The organism is Geodermatophilus sp. SYSU D00814 (genome assembly GCF_054050055.1).
Window position 1 is genome coordinate 28,723 of the sequence record NZ_JBJGYP010000017.1, and the last position, 16,609, is coordinate 45,331.

A 16,609-nucleotide genomic window follows, 5' to 3' on the forward strand; every position below is an offset into this window, starting at 1 on the left:
CGGTGCTCCTGTCGAGGAGACCCGGCGGACGGCCCGGATCCGTGCGGCTCAGGCGGCCGCCGCCGGTGGCCGGCGCCGGCCGGTCAGCCGCGCGCGCAGCCGCGCCCGCCGGCGGGTGCGCACCCGCCGGCCGGCGGCGTCCTCGACGTCGCGCGCCGCGGCCTCGGCCAGGGTGGGCGCCGTGCCGCCCAGGTGCGCCGGCAGCCACCACCGGTCCTCGGGGCCGGCCGGCTGCTGCGGATAGGTCCGCTGCGCCTCGTCCAGCAGCGCCTCCATGGCCACCCGGGTGCGGGCCAGCAGCGCCGCCGTGGTCTCTCCCGGCTCGGGCACGATCGGCTCGCCGACCAGCACGGTGACCGCGCGGCCGCGGGTCAGGTCGACCGGGCGCTTCTTGGTGGCCACCCGGTGCCCGCCCCACACCGCGGCCGGCAGGATCGGCACCCCGGCCTGGATGGCCATCCGGGCCGCCCCCGCCTTGAGGTCCTTGACGGTGAAGCTCTGGCTGATCGTCGCCTCCGGGAAGACCCCGACGACCTGGCCGTCCTTCAGCGCCCGCACCGCGGCGTCGAAGGCGGCCGCCCCGGCGGTGCGGTCGACCGGGATGTGCTGCATCGCCCGCATGAACGGCCCGGCGAACCAGTGCCCGAACACCGAGGCCTTGGCCATGAACCGCACCAGCCGGTGCCGCGGCAGCGCGGCGAGGCCGAGGAAGGTGAAGTCCAGGTAGCTGACGTGGTTGCTGCACAGCACCGCCCCACCCGACGCCGGCACGTGCTCGGAGCCGCGGACGTCGAAGCGCAGCCGCAGCAGCCGGAAGACCACCAGCGTCACCCGGATGACCAGCCGGTAGGGCGCGTCCCGGCGGTCGGGGCGCGGGCCGAAGGTGCCCCGCCGGACGACGTCGCGCCAGCTCGCGGTGTACATGGCCGGACCCTAACCGCACCGCCTGGGGACGTCCTGGGGTCGCTCAGGTCAGGGTCAGGTCGGCGGCGGCCCGCACCACGGCCGCCAGGTCCCCGGTCTCGCGGTGCACCCGGCGCTGCAGGTCCGCCCCGGTGCCGCGGGCCAGCACCGCCGCGACGCCGTCGGCCACCCGCTGCCGGTCCCCGGTCGCCTCCAGGGCGGGCGCGAGGTGCGCCAGCAGCGCCCCGACCACGTCGGGGGGGGGGGGCCCGCGCCCGCGGCGCCCACGCCGGCGCCGCCCCCGCGGCCCCCGCCGCCCCCCCCCCGCCCCCCCCCCCCCCCCCCCCCCCCCCGCCCCCCCCCCCCCCCCCCCCCCCGGTGCGCGGGTGCACCAGGTCCCCGCTCGTCCCCGACCGGCCCGCCCGCCACGCGGCCACCCGCAGCACCTCCGCGCGCACCGCCGGCACCGCTCCCCCGGCCCGCCACTCCTCCACGGCGGTGTCGACCAGCGCGCGCACCAGCCCGGCCAGGGTGACCGCGTCGGCCACCCGCAACGCGACGTCGGCCACCCGCACCTCCACCGTGGGCCAGCTGCGCGACAGCCGGGCGTCGAAGTACACCTGGCCGGCGTCGACGATCGTCCCGGTCGCCACCAGGTCCTCGACCAGCCGGTGGTAGCCGGCGGCGTCCCCGAAGGGCTCGGCGGCCCCCGCCGAGGGCCAGCGGCTCCACTCCTGCGAGCGGTAGCTGGCGTAGCCGCTGTCCGCGCCGAGCCAGAACGGGGAGTTGGCGGTCAGCGCGGTGAGCACCGGCAGCCACACCCGGATCCGGTCCAGCACGGCCACGCCCTCCTCGTCGTCGGCCACCGACACGTGCACGTGGCAGCCGCAGGTCAGCTGGTCGCGCGCGAGCAGGCCGAAGGTCCCTCCATCCGGCCGTAGCGCCGCCCCGGCGTCGGCTCCGGGGTGACGGCGACCGGCGAGCTCGCCAGCGCGGCCACCCGCGCCCCGACCGCGCGGGCGGCCGCGTCGGCCCGGCCCCGCCAGGAGCGCAGCTCCCGGTCGACCTGCGCCAGCCCGGTGCACACGGCGGTGCCCAGCTCCAGCTGCTGCCGCTTGAGCTCGGGGACCAGGTGCCCCGCCGAGCCCTCCGTACCGGTGCCGGCGTCGCTGCCGCGCTCGTGCTCCTCCGGGGTCTCCCCCTCCCCGCGGCGGGAGGCCACCTCGAGCGCCTCGGGCCCGAGCGGCACCGGCGTCCCGGCCGGGTCGACGACGAGCAGCTCCTCCTCGACCCCCACCGTGCGCACCCGGACATCGTTCCCGCGCGACCACGGCACCGCAGCCGGACGCCTCCCCGCCCCCGGATCGAGTCCGACCGATCCGCTCGCCTGAGGGGTGCCTCGGGCGTCATCGTCGCTCTTGGCTTGTACGAAGATTGTCGCTGTTGTTGGGGATAACGGGTATGGTGGGGAGGTGAGCCGGACGTGGCAGGGACCCCTCCCGGAGATGCCGTCGGTGCCCGCGGCCCGCGAGTGGGCGCGGCTGGAACCCCCCGAGGGCTACGCCGTGCAGTGGCGGCGGCTCGTCGACGCCGCGCTGGAGCTGGGCCTGGGCCCCGAGGAGCTGGCGAGCGGCGGGATGGACGACGTCGCCGCGGCCCGCGGCTGGAAGCCGGCCACCGTCACCCTGTACAGCAAGGTCGCCCGCTACGGCGGTGTCCCGCTGCCGACGCCGCCGACCCCCGAGCCCGACCCCCGCAGTCTCGACCTGCGGCCGTTGACCGAGGTCCGCAGCGAGCAGCCCGAGCACCTGCGCACCGTCGTCTGGTGCGCGATCGCGCTGCACTGGCCGGCGCCGGTGGGCACCTTCCGCGACCTGCGCCGCGACCAGGTGCACCCGACCGCACGGCGGCTGGTGGTGCACACCGACGACGGCGAGTGGGCGGTGCCCGGCGCGCTGACCGCCTGGCACGCGTGGGAGACGGTCCGCAACCGGTTCCCCGCGCTGGCGGAGAGCGTGTGGGTGCTGCCGGCGCTGCGCCGTGGCCCGGGCTTCGCCTCCGAGGTGGGCGGACGGCTGTCCAGCCAGGCGCTGCAGGTCACCTTCGCCAAGCACGCCGTGCGCACCGCGCTGTACCTGCGCGGGTCGACCACCGGCCGGCGGCGGCAGCAGGCCGAGGCGCTGGCCGCGGTCTACGAGACGCTGTCCTACGACTCCTACCGCCGGCTGGCCCTGGCCGCCGGCACCGAGCCGGTGGCCCCCCGGGGAGCGGTCCGGGCCGAACGGGCCGCACGCGCCAACCGGGCGTCCGCTGCCCCGGCGACGGCCGCGGACTGACCCCTCCCCTCCCCCGCGCGGGTCAGAGCAGCGACAGCTGCCCCGGGACGCCCCCGGGCGGCGGCGCCGCGCGCCTCCCGCCCCGCCGCACCGGCCGGGCCTCCCCCGCCGGCGGCAGGCTGCCGGCCGGGAACGCGGCCTCACCGTCACCGGGCACCCCCGACGGCGCCTGCCCGGCCCGCGCCTGCCCGCTCGCGTGCCGGTCCAGGCCGTGCCGGCGCAGCAGCGGCTCCACCCGCTCGGCCAGCCACGAGCGGTACTCCGACGGCACGTAGGGGCCGCCCCGGTAGAGCTGCCGGTAGCGCGGCACGAGCGCGGGGTGCTCGCGCGCCAGCCAGGCGGAGAACCACTCGCGGGCGCCCGGCCGCAGGTGCAGCGGGACCACGGTGACCCCCGTGGCACCGGCCGCGGCGACGGCCGCCAGCGCGGCGTCGAGGTCGGCGAGCCGGTCGGTCAGGCCGGGCAGGACCGGCGCCAGGAACACCCCGCACGGCAGACCGGCGTCGGTGACCGCGCGGACCAGGTCCAGCCGGGCGCGCGGAGAGGGCACCCCGGGCTCGAGGGAGGCGTGCAGGTCGTCGTCCCAGATGGCCAGGGAGACACCGAACCCCACCGGGACGTCGCGGGCGGCGTCGGCCAGCAGCGGGACGTCGCGGCGCGCCAGGGTGCCCTTGGTGAGGACGGAGAACGGCGTCCCGGAGTCGGCCAGCGCGCGGATCACCCCCGGCATCAGCCGGTAGCGCCCCTCGGCGCGCTGGTAGGGGTCGGTGTTGGTGCCCAGCGCCACGTGCTCGCGGCGCCACGACGGCCGCGCCAGCTCCCGGCGCAGCACCTGCACGAGGTTGGTCTTGACGACGATCTGCGTGTCGAAGTCGCGGCCGCTGTCGAGGTCCAGCCACTCGTGCGTCGACCGGGCGTAGCAGTTGTGACTGATCACCCCGTTGGCGACGAAGTCGCCGGTGCCTGTCGTGATGTCGAACATCGGCATCTCCAGGCCGAGGTCCTGGATCTCGACGATGCGCAGATCGGCATCGCTCGTGACCGCGGTGCTCGCCACCCCGCACTTGCGCCGGATCGCCGGGTCGACGAGGTGGATGAAGCGCAGGTGCTCACGCAGACCCCCACGGACACGGACGCAGGTCAGTCCGTCGGGGCGGCGTCGGTCCTCGAGGACCGCATCGAAGCCCGAGGACACGAGCGCAGCCTGCGTGTGGCCCAGGATCTCGGGGTCGGTGTTGGCGATCCGCACCGTGTGCCCGCTGCGGCTGCCCTCGGCGTCGAAGATGCCGGCGAGGAAGCCGCGTCGCCACGCGTCACTCGGCCGGTCCGGCCGGGTGATGTGCTCGGTGATGCGGGCGACGCTCGCGGCCGCCGAGGTCCGGATCGCGGTGAGTGCACGTCGGGTGGGTGTGGCCGCCGAGAGGTCGAACCGGTCGGTGCGGATGCCGATCTCGGCCAGGTACGTCTGGGCGCGGTCCAGTCCCTCGGGATCGATCAGCGCCAGCCGGAAGCGGTGCTGATCGGCGTGTCGACGCCCGCGCCGCTGGTAGCGGTACACACCCAGGTGCCCGTCACCCCGGATCATCCCGGTGAGCCATCCTCGCCGGTACTCGGTGCAGTTCGGCGGCGTGGCACCGGACCGGCCGAAGCCGAGCAGCTCGTCGTTGGTCGTCAGGTGAGGACGCCGCGCGTGCCCCGACGTCGTCCCGGTGACGTGCTTCCACCCCCGTGCGCTGAGGAAGCGGTGGTCACCGCTGGCGATGATCTCCGTCCCGTCGGCGAGCGTCACCCGGTGAGCCGGCTTGGTCGTGCCCCAGTGCGCGAGCACCTCCGTCTCGACGTAGTGCCGGTAGGTCCCGCGGCGCTCGGTCCCGACGATCCGATCCCCGACGCGCAGATCGGCGATCGGTCGCTGGTCGCCGTCGGCCATGAGGACACGGGTGTCACCCGCGAGGCAGTACACGCACTGGTGCAGACAGCCCCGGTAGGGGTTGATCGTGTAGCGGAACGGCATGCGCGAGGCCGCGGGCACCTCGTTGAGCGCCGACCGGGCCAGCACCTCGTGCAACGTCACACCCGGGAACTCCGGCACCTGCACGCTGCGCAGCAGACCGCGGGCGCTCGGCATGCCGGGCAGCAGCGTCCCGTCGTCGGCGTCCAGCCGCTGCCCCTCCCAGCGCACGGACCGATGCGAACACACGTTCGACGAGATGTCCAGTCGCCCCCGTCGGTGGTCAGCGGTTCGTCGCTTTCCCTGTTGGGGTTCGCGACTGTTGGGGATAACGGTCCAGGGAACCGACGACGGGCGGCCAGGACACCGCTCAGCTCCCGGCCGCGGGTGCCGCCACCGGAGGTGGGCGCGGCTCGGTGCGGGTGAGCAGCACGACGCCGACCACGGCGACCAGTGCGGCCGGGCCCCACACCAGCGCGCGCCCGGGCTCGAGGTGCTCCCCCAGCAGCAGCCGGGCCGCCGGCACCGCGGCCAGCGGGTCGACCACCACCAGGGCCGGCAGGGACCAGGCGAGCGAGCCGCGACCGTAGGCCTGCTGCGCGCCCACCTGGGCGACGACGGAGGCCACGACGGCGCCGTAGGGCTCGGGGCGCAGCAGCGCGGCGGCCGGCCCGTCGGCCGCGAGCACGCCGAGCGCCGCCGAGACCAGCACCGCCGCCACCCCCGCGGCCAGGCCCCCGGTGACACCGCAGGCGAGCGCCGCGGCGCTGCCGGACCCGAGGCGGGCGGTGAGCGCGACGGCCAGCACCGCCACCACGACCGCGGCGACCGACGCCCACGCCGGCGGGGGCCCGGCCGTCGCCCGGCCCGGGCGGGCCGCCACGACGAAGACCACCAGCCCGCCCACGGTGAGCAGCGCACCGGTCCACTCCCGGCGGCTCGGGGACCGCCGGGAGCGCGCCGCCCGCACCGCGAGGGCGGCCACCAGCTCCCCGGCGAGCAGCGGCTGCACCAGCGACACCGGGGCGAGGGCGAGGGCGGCGACCTGGGCGCCGGTCCCGCTCGTGGTGGTCGCCTGGCCCAGCAGCCAGGTGCGCTGGCGCACCATCGCCCGCATCCGCAGCCGCCCGCCGGTCGCGGCCCGGGCCGCCGCCTCGTGCTGCAGCACCGACCCCACCCCGAAGAGCACCGCGGCGAGCAGGGCCAGCAGCGTGCCGGGCAGGTGGTCCCCGATCCCGCGGGCCACGTCGGCTTCCGACACCGGTCCTCCGGGTTCAGACGGGAGGACGGTCCTCGTAGGAGGTGGACAGCACGACGGTGGTGCGGGTGCTGACGTTCGCCGTCGTGCGGATCTCCCGCAGCAGCGCCTCCAGCGCCTCCGGGGAGGCCACCCGCACCTTGAGCAGGTAGCTCTCCACGCCGGCCACCGCGTAGCAGGCCTCGATGGCGTCCAGGTGCACCAGCTTGGCCGGGGCGTCGTCGGCGTGGGCCTGGTCGAGCGGGGTGATGGAGACGAACGCGGTCAGGCCCAGGCCCACCAGCCGGGCGTCGACGGTGGCGCGGTAGCCGGTGATCAGGCCCCGCTGCTCGAGGCGGCGCACCCGCTGGTGCACCGCCGAGACCGACAGCCCCACCCGCGCGGCCAGCTCGGTGTAGCTGGCGCGCCCGTCGCGGGCCAGCATCGCCAGCAGCGCCCGGTCGACGTCGGGCGTGGTGGGGTGCTCCCCGCCGGGGTCAGCCGGGGAGGACGACGAGCGCACGGGGACCCTGGTTGAGGGCGCGCACGCCCTCGTCGGTGCAGACGACGATGTCCTCGATGCGCGCGCCGGCCCGGCCGGCGAGGTAGATGCCCGGCTCGACGGAGAACGCCATGCCCGCCTCCAGCGGCAGGTCGTTGCCGGCGACGATGTAGGGCGCCTCGTGGGTGTCCAGGCCGATGCCGTGCCCGGTGCGGTGGATGAAGTGCTCGCCCCAGCCGGCCGCGGCGATGCGGTCGCGGGCGGCGGCGTCGACCTGCTCGGCGGTGACGCCGGGCCGGACGGCGGCCACGGCGGCCTGCTGGGCGTCCTGCAGCACGGCGTACCACTCGGCGACCTCGGCGCCGGGCTCCTCGCCGACGGCGTAGGTGCGGGTGCAGTCGGAGCGGTAGCCGGTGGCGGTCTCCCCGCCGATGTCGACGACGACGACGTCGCCGGCGCCCACCACCCGGTCGGAGAGCTCGTGGTGCGGGCTCGCGCCGTTGGGCCCGGAGCCGACGATGGTGAAGTCGACGGCGACGTGCCCCTCGGCGAGGATCGCCGCGGCGATGTCGGCGCCCACCTCGGCCTCGGTGCGGCCCACCCGCAGCCACTCCCCCATCCGGGCGTGCACCCGGTCGATGGCCGCGCCGGCCGCGGCGAGCTCCTCGACCTCGGCCGGGGTCTTGACCATCCGCAGCCGGTCGAGCACCGGCGTCGCGAGCTCCAGCGCCGAGCCCGGCAGCGCCCGGTGCACGCCGAGGGCGTGCTCGGCCCAGGTGCGCGCACCCACGGCGACCCGGGTGGGCGCGGCGCCCAGCCGGGCGGTGGCCTCGCGGGCGACGACGGCGAAGGGGTCGTCGGTCTCGTCCCAGGCGACCAGGTCCAGGCCGAGGGCGCCGGCCGGGCTCGCGTCGACCATCGGCGCCTCCAGCCGCGGCACCACCAGCAGCGGCTCACCGCTGCGGGGCACCACCAGCGCCGTCAGCCGCTCCATGGCGTGGGCGTGGTAGCCGCACAGGTAGCGCAGGTCCGAGCCCGGGGTGAGGACGACGACGTCGACGCCGAGCTCGGCGGCGACGGCGCTCGCGGCGTGCACCCGGTCGATGCTGACGAGGGCCCCCGTGCTGTCTGCCACGCCCGGACACTAACCCCGCACACCGACGCAGGACACCGGCCCCGGGCGCCGGCCGCTCCCGCCGGGGATCCCCCGACCGTTACCGTCCCCGCCCGTGACGACCATGCTGCTCGACGCCGCGAGCCTCTACTTCCGGGCCTTCTACGGCGTGCCGACCAGCGTGACCTCCCCCGACGGGCGCCCGGTCAACGCCGTCCGCGGCTTCCTGGACATGACCGCCCGGCTGCTGACCGCGCACGGCCCCGACCGGCTGGTGGCCTGCTGGGACGACGACTGGCGCCCGGCGTTCCGGGTGGCGGCGCTGCCGTCGTACAAGGCGCACCGGCTGTCCCCCGACGGCGGGGAGGAGACCCCCGACGAGCTCGGCCCCCAGGTGCCGGTGCTCGTGGAGGTCCTGGCCGCCGCCGGCATCGCCCGCGTCGGGGCGCCCGGCTACGAGGCCGACGACGTCATCGGCACGCTGGCCACCCGCGCCCGCGGGCCGGTCGACGTGGTCACCGGCGACCGCGACCTCTTCCAGCTCGTCGACGACGCCCGCGGGGTCCGGGTGCTCTACACCGCCCGCGGGATCACCGACATCGAGGTGGTCGACGAGGCCGCGGTCACCGCGAAGTACGGCATCCCGGGGCGGGCCTACGCCGACTTCGCGGTGCTGCGCGGCGACCCCAGCGACGGGCTGCCCGGGGTGGCCGGGATCGGCGCGAAGACGGCGGCGGCGCTCATCAGCGAGTTCGGCGACCTGGCCGGGATCCGGGCGGCGGCCGCGCGCACCGCCGTCCCCCGCCCGCCGCTGACCGCCGCCGTCCTCAAGCGGCTGCACGCCGGGGCGGAGTACCTCGACGCCGCCCCGGTGGTGGTCGCCGTGGCGCGCGGGATCGACCTGCCGGCGGTGGAGGGGACGCTGCCCCGCCGGCCGGCCGACGCCGCGGCGCTGGCCGGCCTGGCCGAGCGGCACGGCATCGGGTCCTCGCTCGGGCGGCTGGGCGCCGCGCTGGGCTGGCCGGCCGACGCCCTCGACCGAGACGACCTCGACCGAGACGACCTCGACCGAGACGACCTCGACCGAGACGTCCTCGACCGAGACGTCCTCGACTGAGACGTCCTGGACCGCGCGGACACCGGCCGCAGCTGCCCGTCAGCTCAGGCGACGTCCCAGGTGTAGGCGGCGGAGTCCGCGTCGGTGATCGCGACCCGGATGGTGACGTCCTCGCCGTCCTCGGTGGTGCCCGCGCACTCGTAGGTGGCGCCGGTCTCCACCACCATCTCCTGGTCGCAGGAGACCTCGATGCCGACGCCGAAGGTCTCCTCGAACTGCTCGGCGATGTCGCTCTCGGCGCGGCCGGCGTCGAGGACGTCCTGGCCGAGCGCCAGCGCCAGGACGATCGCGACCGCGATGACCACCAGTGCCAGCGCCGTCCCGATGAGGGGGCCGGTCCGCGACTTCTTCGGCTGCTGCCCGTAGCCGCCCGGCTGGCCGTACTGCCCGGGCTGGCCGTACTGCCCGAACTGCCCCGGCTGCTGCCCGTACTGCCCGGGCTGGCCGTACTGGCCCGGCTGCGGGTACTGCCCGTACTGGCCCGGCTGCGCGTACTGGCCCGGCTGCTGCCCGTACTGGCCCGGCTGCTGCCCGTACTGCCCGGGCTGGCCGTACTGCCCACCCGGCTGGCCGTACTGGCCGGGCTGCGGGTAGCCGGGCTGCTGCCCGCCGTACTGCCCCGGCTGCCCGTACTGCCCCGGCTGGCCACCCTGCGGGGGGTTGGTCATCGTCGCTCCTGCTCGTTCCGTCGACCCGGACGGGTCCTCCGATGACACTGCGTCACCGGAGCGGGGGGATTGTGCACCACCCGGCGGCTCGTCCGGCCGCTCCGCGCCGCGGCCGTCCGACCCGGGTCAGCCGCTGACGGCGACCGCGACCACGCCGCGGCGGATGCGGCCCACCGCCGCACGCGCCACCCCGGCCACCGACTCGTCGGCCACCTTGGCCAGCTGGTCGAGGACGTCGACGAGCTGGCGCGCCCACCGCACGAAGTCGCCGCCGGAGAGCTCGGTGCCGGCCTGCTCGGCGCCGGCGAGCACCCGGTCGAGGGTCTGCCCGTCGGTCCACCGGTAGGCGGCCCAGGCGAACCCGAGGTCGAGGTCGCGGGTCGCCGGCAGGCCCCGGTCGAGCTCGACGTCCTGCAGCCGCGAGCGGATCCGGCGCATCTCACCGATCGCGCCGGCGACCCGCCCGGCCGGGACGGCCGGCTGCCCGGGGGTCTCCCGCCGGGCCTCGAACACCAGCGTGGAGACGGCGGCGGCGAGCTCGGCGGGGCCCAGCCCGCGCCACGCGCCCGCGCGCAGGCACTCGGCGACGAGCAGGTCGCCCTCCGACCAGATGCGGGCCAGCCGGCGGCCCTCCTCGGTGACCCGCGGGACGTCGTCGACGGGAGTGGGCTCCGCGGTGTCGGCCGGCACCAGCGGCGCGGCCTCGGGCACCAGGTAGCCCAGCTCCTCGAGGACGTCACAGGTGCGGTCGAACTGCCGGGTCAGCGACCCGGTGCGCTCGGCCATCTTCCGGTGGGTGGCCTCGGCGTCGGCGACCGCGCGCAGGTACCGCTCGGCGAACCGGACCCGCTCCTCCCGGTCGGGCAGCGCGTGCACCGGGTGGGAACGCACCGCCCGGCGCAGGTCGGCCAGCACCGGGTCGTCGGCGGCGGCTGAGCGGTTCTTGACCCGCCGGGCGCCGAGGTCGTTCTCCACGCGGGCGGTGCGCAGCGTGGCGGCCAGGTCACGGCGGGCGTGCGGGCTGCGGTGGTTGAAGTTCTTCGGCACCCGCACCCGGGCCAGCGCGCTCACCGGCGTCGGGAAGTCCACGCTGCCCAGCCGGCCGGCCCACTTGTCCTCGGTGAGCACCAGGGGCCGGGGGTCGGCCAGGTCGGTGATGCCCGGGTCGAGCACGACCGCCAGCCCCTGCCGGCGGCCGGAGGGCACGCGGATGACGTCACCGGGGCGCAGCGCGGCCAGCGCGTCGGCGGCCTCGATGCGGCGCTTGGCGGCCGAGTCGCGCGAGAGCTCCTTCTCCCGGTCGGCGATCTCGCGGCGCAGCCGGGCGTAGGCGAGCACGTCCCCGCCCTCGGTGGCCATCTCCGCGGCGAACCGCTCGGCGTCGCGCTCGGACCGCGCGGCCTGCCGGGCCAGCCCCACCACCGACCGGTCGGCCTGGAACTGGGCGAAGGAGGAGGCCAGCAGCTCGCGGGCGCGGGCCCGGCCGAAGGAGCCGACCAGGTTGACCGCCATGTTGTAGCTGGGCCGGAAGCTCGAGCGCAGTGGGTAGGTGCGGGTGCTGGCCAGCCCGGCGACGACCGAGGGGTCCATCCCCGGCGCCCACACGACGACGGCGTGCCCCTCGACGTCGATGCCGCGCCGCCCGGCCCGCCCGGTGAGCTGGGTGTACTCCCCCGGGGTGACGTCGACGTGCGCCTCGCCGTTCCACTTCACCAGCCGCTCGAGCACCACCGTGCGGGCGGGCATGTTGATGCCCAGCGCGAGGGTCTCGGTGGCGAACACGGCCTTGACCAGGCCGCGGACGAAGCACTCCTCCACCGTCTCCTTGAACGCCGGCACCAGCCCGGCGTGGTGGGCGGCGATCCCGGCCAGCAGCCCCTCGCGCCACTCCCAGAAGCCGAGCACGTGCAGGTCCTCGTCGGGCAGGCCGTCGGTGCGCTCGTCGACGATGCGGGCGATCTCGGCCCGCTCGGCCTCGTCGGTGAGCCGCAGCCCGGACTGCAGGCACTGGGCGACGGCGGCGTCGCAGCCGTTGCGGCTGAAGATGAAGGTGATCGCCGGCAGCAGCCCGGCGCGGTCGAGGCGCTCGACGACCTCCGAGCGCGCCGGCGGGCGGTGGCGGGGCCGGTGCCAGTCGCGGTCGCGGCGGGACCCGCCGTTGCCGCCGCCCCAGGTGTCCAGCCGGCGCTCGTGCTCGCGGACGTAGCGCACCAGCTCGGGATCGACGACGCTGGCGCCGCGGTCGCGGGTCGACTGCTGGCGCGGGTCCTGGCCCTGCTCGGCGGCGTGTGCGGCCGGGCGCAGGCTGAACAGGTCGAACACCCGGCTGCCGACGAGCATGTGCTGCCACAGCGGGATGGGCCGCACCTCGCTGACGACGACCCTCGTGTGGCCGCGCACGGTGACCAGCCAGTCGGCGAACTCCTCGGCGTTGCTCACCGTGGCCGACAGCGACACCAGGGTCACCGACTGCGGGAGGTGGATGATCACCTCCTCCCACACCGCACCCCGGAAGCGGTCGGCGAGGTAGTGCACCTCGTCCATGACCACGTAGCCGAGGCCGTCGATCGCCGGCGACTCCGCGTAGAGCATGTTGCGCAGCACCTCGGTGGTCATCACCACCACCGGCGCGTTGCCGTTGATCGCGTTGTCCCCGGTGAGCAGCCCGACCCGCTCCTCCCCGTAGCGGTCGACGAGGTCCTTGTACTTCTGGTTGGACAGCGCCTTGATCGGCGTCGTGTAGAACGCCTTGCGCCCCTCGGCCAGCGCCTTGTGCACCGCGAACTCGCCGACGACGGTCTTGCCGGCTCCGGTGGGCGCGCAGACCAGCACGCCGGCGCCCTGGTCGAGCGCCTCGCAGGCCTCCACCTGGAACGGGTCGAGGGAGAACCCGAGCTCGGCGGTGAAGTCGGCGAGGGTCGGGTGCGCGCTGCGCCGCCGGGCAGCCGCGTACCGCTCGGCGGGGCTGGACATGCTCTCCACGTTAGGCGCTCCCCTGCCGGGCCGCCGGGCCGGTCGGTCGTGCGCGCAAGTTGGGGATAACGGTCAACCAGTGACGGGCCGGACCCGCGTCCTCCCGCACCCCCGGGCGTCCTCCCGCACCTCCCACCGTGCGGGAGGACCCGCCACGATCAGGTCACCTGATCGAGGCCCCCGCGACCCTGGCCGCCCCCACGGCCGCTGCCGGCCACCGTCAGCGCGCCGGGCACCGCCTCGGCCACCAGCGGCAGCGCGGCCACCGGCTCCCCGTCGGCGTAGCCGGTCAGCCCGGCCCCGGCCAGCTCCACCCGGGCGGCGCGGTGCACGCTCACCGCCGGGTGCCCGACGTGGGTGCCCGCGGTCAGCCGCGGGCGGGTGCGCACCAGCTCCCGGCGCGACACCGGGCCGACCACGGTCACGTCGAGCAGCCCGTCGGCGGGGTCGGCGGCCGGGCAGACCCGCATCCCCCCGCCGTACCAGGCGGTGTCGCCGACGGCGACCAGCGTCACCGGCACCGTCCGCGCCGCCCCGTCGAGCGTGAGCACCACCTCCCGCGGCCGCAGCCGGGCCAGCTCGGCGAGGATCGCGACGTCGTAGCGGCGCGGACCCCTCGGCCAGCGCAGCCGGTTCGCCCGGTCGGTCACCGCGGAGTCGAACCCGCAGCACAGCACCGTGGCCCACCAGCGCCCGCCGGCCCGCCCGGCGTCCACCGTGCGCAGGGCCCCGCCGGCGCGCAGGTCGGCGGCGGCCGCGGCCGCGGCGGCCACCGGCTCCGGCGGGACGCCCAGGGCGAGGGCGAGGTCGTTGCCGGTGCCGGCCGGGACGACCGCCAGCGGCGTGCCCGTCCCGGCCACCGCCTGCAGCGCGGCGTGCGCGGCGCCGTCCCCGCCCACGGCCACCACCGCGCCGGTGCCCGCGGCGACGGCGTCGGCGGCGGCCCGCTCCGCCTCGTCCCGGCCGGCGGCGGCCAGCACCCGCGGCACCAGCCCGGCGCGGCGCAGGGTGGCCAGGACGGCGGCCGAGACCACCCGGGCCCGGCCGCGCCCGGCGGCCGGGCTGACCAGGACGGCGACCTCCATACCGCTGCCCACCCCCTCTCCGACCGGCCGCCGGGCGCCGTGTGACACGTTCGTGCGTCATTGCCACCGACGGTGCCCGAGCGGCTGTGACACCGGCCGGTGCAGGTGCATGATGACGCGGCGTTCGTCTCACCCCGCAACCGATCCCGACCTCACCGACCGACCTCCCCGCCGGATCCGGGTGAGCCCACCCTGGAGGAGTCATGCAGGTCGTCATCGCCGGTGCCGGCATCTCCGGACTCACCACCGCCCTCGCCCTCGCCCGGCAGGGGCACGAGGTCCGGCTCGTCGACCGCGACCCCGCGCCGCGCCCGGGCGACGTCGCGGGCGTGGAGGACTGGCAGCGGCGCGGTGTCGCCCAGTTCCACCAGCCGCACGCGCTGCTGGCCCGGCTGTACTCGGAGCTGGCCGCGGCGCTGCCCGACGTCCTCGAGGCGCTGCTGGACCGCGGGGCCCGCCCGGTGGCCCTCCCCGACGACCTGACCGCCCTGTGGTGCCGCCGCAGCACGCTGGAGTGGGTGCTGCGCACCGCGGTGGAGACCGAGCCGGGGGTGACGCGTGACGAGGCCGCCGTCAGCGAGGTCGCCGTCGACGGGGACCGGGTGGCCGGGGTGCGGCTCGCCGACGGCACGCTGCTGCCCGCCGACCTCGTCGTCGACGCCACCGGCCGGCGCGGGCGGCTCTCCCGCCCGTGGCTGCGCGAGGAGGTCGACGTCCCCGCCGACGAGGTGTACGTCTCCCGCCGCTACCGGCTGCGGCCCGGCGCCGCGTTCGGCACCGTCAACCGCAACGTCATCTCGGTGGCCGAGGGCGACGGCTACACGCTGCTGGTCTTCCCCCACGACGCCGGCACCTTCACCGTCTGCTTCACCCGCCTGCCCGACGACCCCGAGCTGGACCCGCTGCGCGAGCAGGCGGCCTTCGAGGCGGCCACGCAGGTGGTGCCCCTGGCCGCCGAGTGGACCGACCCCGAGCGGGCCGAGCCGGTCTCCCCGGTCATGGTCATGAGCGGCCTGCGCAGCACCTTCCGCACCCTCGACGACGCCGCGCCACTGGGGCTGCAGCCGCTCGCCGACGCCGTCTGCACCACCAACCCCCACTTCGGCCGCGGCTCGGCGCTGGCCATCACGCACGCGCTGCGGCTGGCCGCCGCGGTGGCCGCCGCCCCCGACGACGCCCGCGCGTGGCGGGCGCAGGTCGACGCCTGGGTCGACGGCGAGCTGCGCGCGTGGTTCGACGACGCCCGGATGACCGACGTCGCCCGCGCCCAGGCCTGGCGCAACGTGCGCGACGGCCGCCCGCCGATGACCGGCCCGCCGGCCGGCGCCGGGCCCGACCGCGCCGCGCCCGTCCCCCACTTCCTCGTCCTCGCCGCCGCCGGCGCCGACCCGGTGGTGGCCCGCGCGGTGCTGCGGCACTTCCACCTCGTCGACCCGCCGGCGGCGCTGGACGCGGTGCGCCCCCGGGTCGCGGAGATGCTCGCCCAGGGCTGGCTGCCCGGCCGCCCGCCGCCGCAGGCCGGGCGCCCCCGCGACAGCGCGGTCACCGCCGACGACGGCGGCCCGTTCCGCCCGGGGCCGCCCCGGCAGTCGCCCGACGAGCGGCCCGCCGGCGGCCCGCCGCCGGGAGCACCGGTGGGCCCGCCGCGGCGGCGGCTGGTGGAGGCGCTGGCGGCCTGGGCGCCGGACGCCGCCGTCCGCTGACACGGCTGGCACGGCACCCCGGGACCGGCACGGACGAGGGCCCGCCGCTCGGAGCGGCGGGCCCTCGTTCGTCCGTGTGCGGGTGCGGGGTGCTCAGCGGGAGCGGGCGCCCGGGCCGTCGGCCGGGGCGGCGTCGCCGGCCAGCAGCTGCTCCGGCGGGGTGGGCGCCGCGTCCAGCGGGGAGGCCTCGTCGTCGGACAGGCCGTGGAAGTGCTCGATCGCCTCGCGCCGGGCCCGCCGCTTGTCCACGACGCGGGCGACCTGGATGGCCAGCTCGAACAGCACCACCATCGGCAGCGCCATGGCCAGCATGGTGAACGGGTCCTGGGTGGGCGTGACGAACGCGGCGAAGACGATGGTCAGGAAGAAGATCCACCGCCGGCTCTTCGCCAGCGCCGCGTGCGACAGCACCCCGACCAGGTTGAGCGCGACGGCGATCAGCGGCAGCTCGAAGCTCAGCCCGAAGGCGACCAGCAGGCTGATGACGAAGCCCAGGTAGTCCGGGGCGGTCAGCTGGAAGGCCACCTCGTCACCGGCGAGCTGCAGCAGCAGCTCCAGGCCCTTGTACAGCGTGATGTAGGCCAGCACCGCGCCCAGGGCGAACAGCAGCGTGGAGACGGCGACGAAGGTGACCGCGTAGCGCTTCTCGTTGCGCTTGAGGCCCGGGGTGATGAACGCCCACAGCTGCCACAGCCAGAACGGGCTCGACAGCACCGCCCCGGCGATCAGGCCGATCTTCAGCCGCAGCAGCACGCCGCCGAAGACGTCGAGGACCACCAGCCGGCAGTTCTCCTCGCCCTGGAAGCGCAGCTCGGCCGGCAACGAGCAGTAGGGCTCGCTGAGGAAGGTCAGCAGCCCGTGGTCGTACCAGAGGAACCCGGCGATGGTGCCCAGCGCCAGCGCCAGCAGCGCCTTGGCGACGCGGTTGCGCAGCTCGGTGAGGTGGGCGACGAGCGTCATCGTCGCCTCGGGGTCCCGCGGCCGCCGCCGGCGACGCCGCAGGGACGGACCGCTCACGCC

14 protein-coding genes and 1 pseudogene are annotated in these 16,609 nt (G+C 76.8%); 3 read left to right on the forward strand and 12 right to left on the reverse strand.

The features are described 5' to 3' along the window. Positions 1-48 precede the first annotated feature (48 nt). From ACI780_RS14630 to ACI780_RS14645, 4 genes and pseudogenes are all read right to left on the reverse strand, one after another. Positions 49-924, reverse strand: a complete 876-nt coding sequence (locus tag ACI780_RS14630; protein WP_456872646.1) for a lysophospholipid acyltransferase family protein — start codon at positions 922-924, stop codon at positions 49-51. A 43-nt stretch (positions 925-967) separates the two neighbouring features. After that, positions 968-1,156, reverse strand: a complete 189-nt coding sequence (locus ACI780_RS14635; RefSeq protein WP_457003869.1) for a hypothetical protein — start codon at positions 1,154-1,156, stop codon at positions 968-970. Positions 1,157-1,352: 196 nt separating this feature from the next. Further along, positions 1,353-1,781: pseudogene (locus ACI780_RS14640) on the reverse strand (carboxylate-amine ligase); the annotation flags it as partial. Positions 1,782-1,795: 14 nt separating this feature from the next. Then, positions 1,796-2,209 carry a glutamate-cysteine ligase family protein gene (locus ACI780_RS14645; RefSeq protein ID WP_457003746.1) on the reverse strand — a complete coding sequence of 138 codons (414 nt, stop codon included), beginning with the start codon at positions 2,207-2,209 and terminating at the stop codon, positions 1,796-1,798. Between the two features lie 166 nt (positions 2,210-2,375). Between ACI780_RS14645 and ACI780_RS14650 the strand changes: the two genes are divergently transcribed. Beyond that, complete coding sequence (locus ACI780_RS14650) at positions 2,376-3,239, forward strand: hypothetical protein (protein WP_456872644.1); 864 nt, start codon at positions 2,376-2,378, stop codon at positions 3,237-3,239. 22 nt (positions 3,240-3,261) lie between these two features. Here the strand turns inward: ACI780_RS14650 and ACI780_RS14655 are convergent, their stop codons facing one another. From ACI780_RS14655 to ACI780_RS14670, 4 genes are all read right to left on the reverse strand, one after another. Then, on the reverse strand, positions 3,262-5,421 hold the full coding sequence (locus ACI780_RS14655) for an intein-containing Rv2578c family radical SAM protein (protein ID WP_457003748.1): 2,160 nt from the start codon (positions 5,419-5,421) through the stop codon (positions 3,262-3,264). 139 nt (positions 5,422-5,560) lie between these two features. Further along, a complete protein-coding gene (locus tag ACI780_RS14660) occupies positions 5,561-6,451 on the reverse strand; it encodes a DMT family transporter (RefSeq protein WP_457003750.1) in 891 nt (296 codons plus the stop codon). A gap of 13 nt (positions 6,452-6,464) precedes the next feature. Continuing rightward, positions 6,465-6,950: an Lrp/AsnC family transcriptional regulator gene (locus ACI780_RS14665; protein WP_456872641.1), complete on the reverse strand. Its 486-nt coding sequence runs from the start codon at positions 6,948-6,950 to the stop codon at positions 6,465-6,467. Beyond that, complete coding sequence (locus tag ACI780_RS14670; protein WP_457003753.1) at positions 6,925-8,064, reverse strand: M24 family metallopeptidase; 1,140 nt, start codon at positions 8,062-8,064, stop codon at positions 6,925-6,927. Before ACI780_RS14670 ends, ACI780_RS14665 begins: the two co-directional genes overlap by 26 nt. Positions 8,065-8,167: 103 nt before the next feature. On the opposite strand from ACI780_RS14670, the gene ACI780_RS14675 reads away from it, so the two are divergent. After that, complete coding sequence (locus ACI780_RS14675; RefSeq protein WP_457003867.1) at positions 8,168-9,160, forward strand: 5'-3' exonuclease; 993 nt, start codon at positions 8,168-8,170, stop codon at positions 9,158-9,160. Positions 9,161-9,204: 44 nt separating this feature from the next. Here the strand turns inward: ACI780_RS14675 and ACI780_RS14680 are convergent, their stop codons facing one another. From ACI780_RS14680 to ACI780_RS14690, 3 genes are all read right to left on the reverse strand, one after another. Then, a complete protein-coding gene (locus ACI780_RS14680; protein WP_457003755.1) occupies positions 9,205-9,828 on the reverse strand; it encodes a DUF4333 domain-containing protein in 624 nt (207 codons plus the stop codon). A 126-nt stretch (positions 9,829-9,954) separates the two neighbouring features. Then, positions 9,955-12,801, reverse strand: a complete 2,847-nt coding sequence (locus tag ACI780_RS14685) for a DEAD/DEAH box helicase (RefSeq protein ID WP_457003757.1) — start codon at positions 12,799-12,801, stop codon at positions 9,955-9,957. Positions 12,802-12,959: 158 nt separating this feature from the next. Further along, on the reverse strand, positions 12,960-13,898 hold the full coding sequence (locus tag ACI780_RS14690) for a diacylglycerol kinase family protein (RefSeq protein WP_457003759.1): 939 nt from the start codon (positions 13,896-13,898) through the stop codon (positions 12,960-12,962). Positions 13,899-14,089: 191 nt separating this feature from the next. On the opposite strand from ACI780_RS14690, the gene ACI780_RS14695 reads away from it, so the two are divergent. Then, a complete protein-coding gene (locus ACI780_RS14695) occupies positions 14,090-15,589 on the forward strand; it encodes an FAD-dependent oxidoreductase (RefSeq protein WP_457003761.1) in 1,500 nt (499 codons plus the stop codon). Positions 15,590-15,682: 93 nt separating this feature from the next. Here ACI780_RS14695 and tatC read toward each other — a convergent pair whose 3' ends face one another. Continuing rightward, complete coding sequence (tatC, locus tag ACI780_RS14700) at positions 15,683-16,606, reverse strand: twin-arginine translocase subunit TatC (RefSeq protein WP_457003763.1); 924 nt, start codon at positions 16,604-16,606, stop codon at positions 15,683-15,685. Positions 16,607-16,609: the final 3 nt, after the last annotated feature.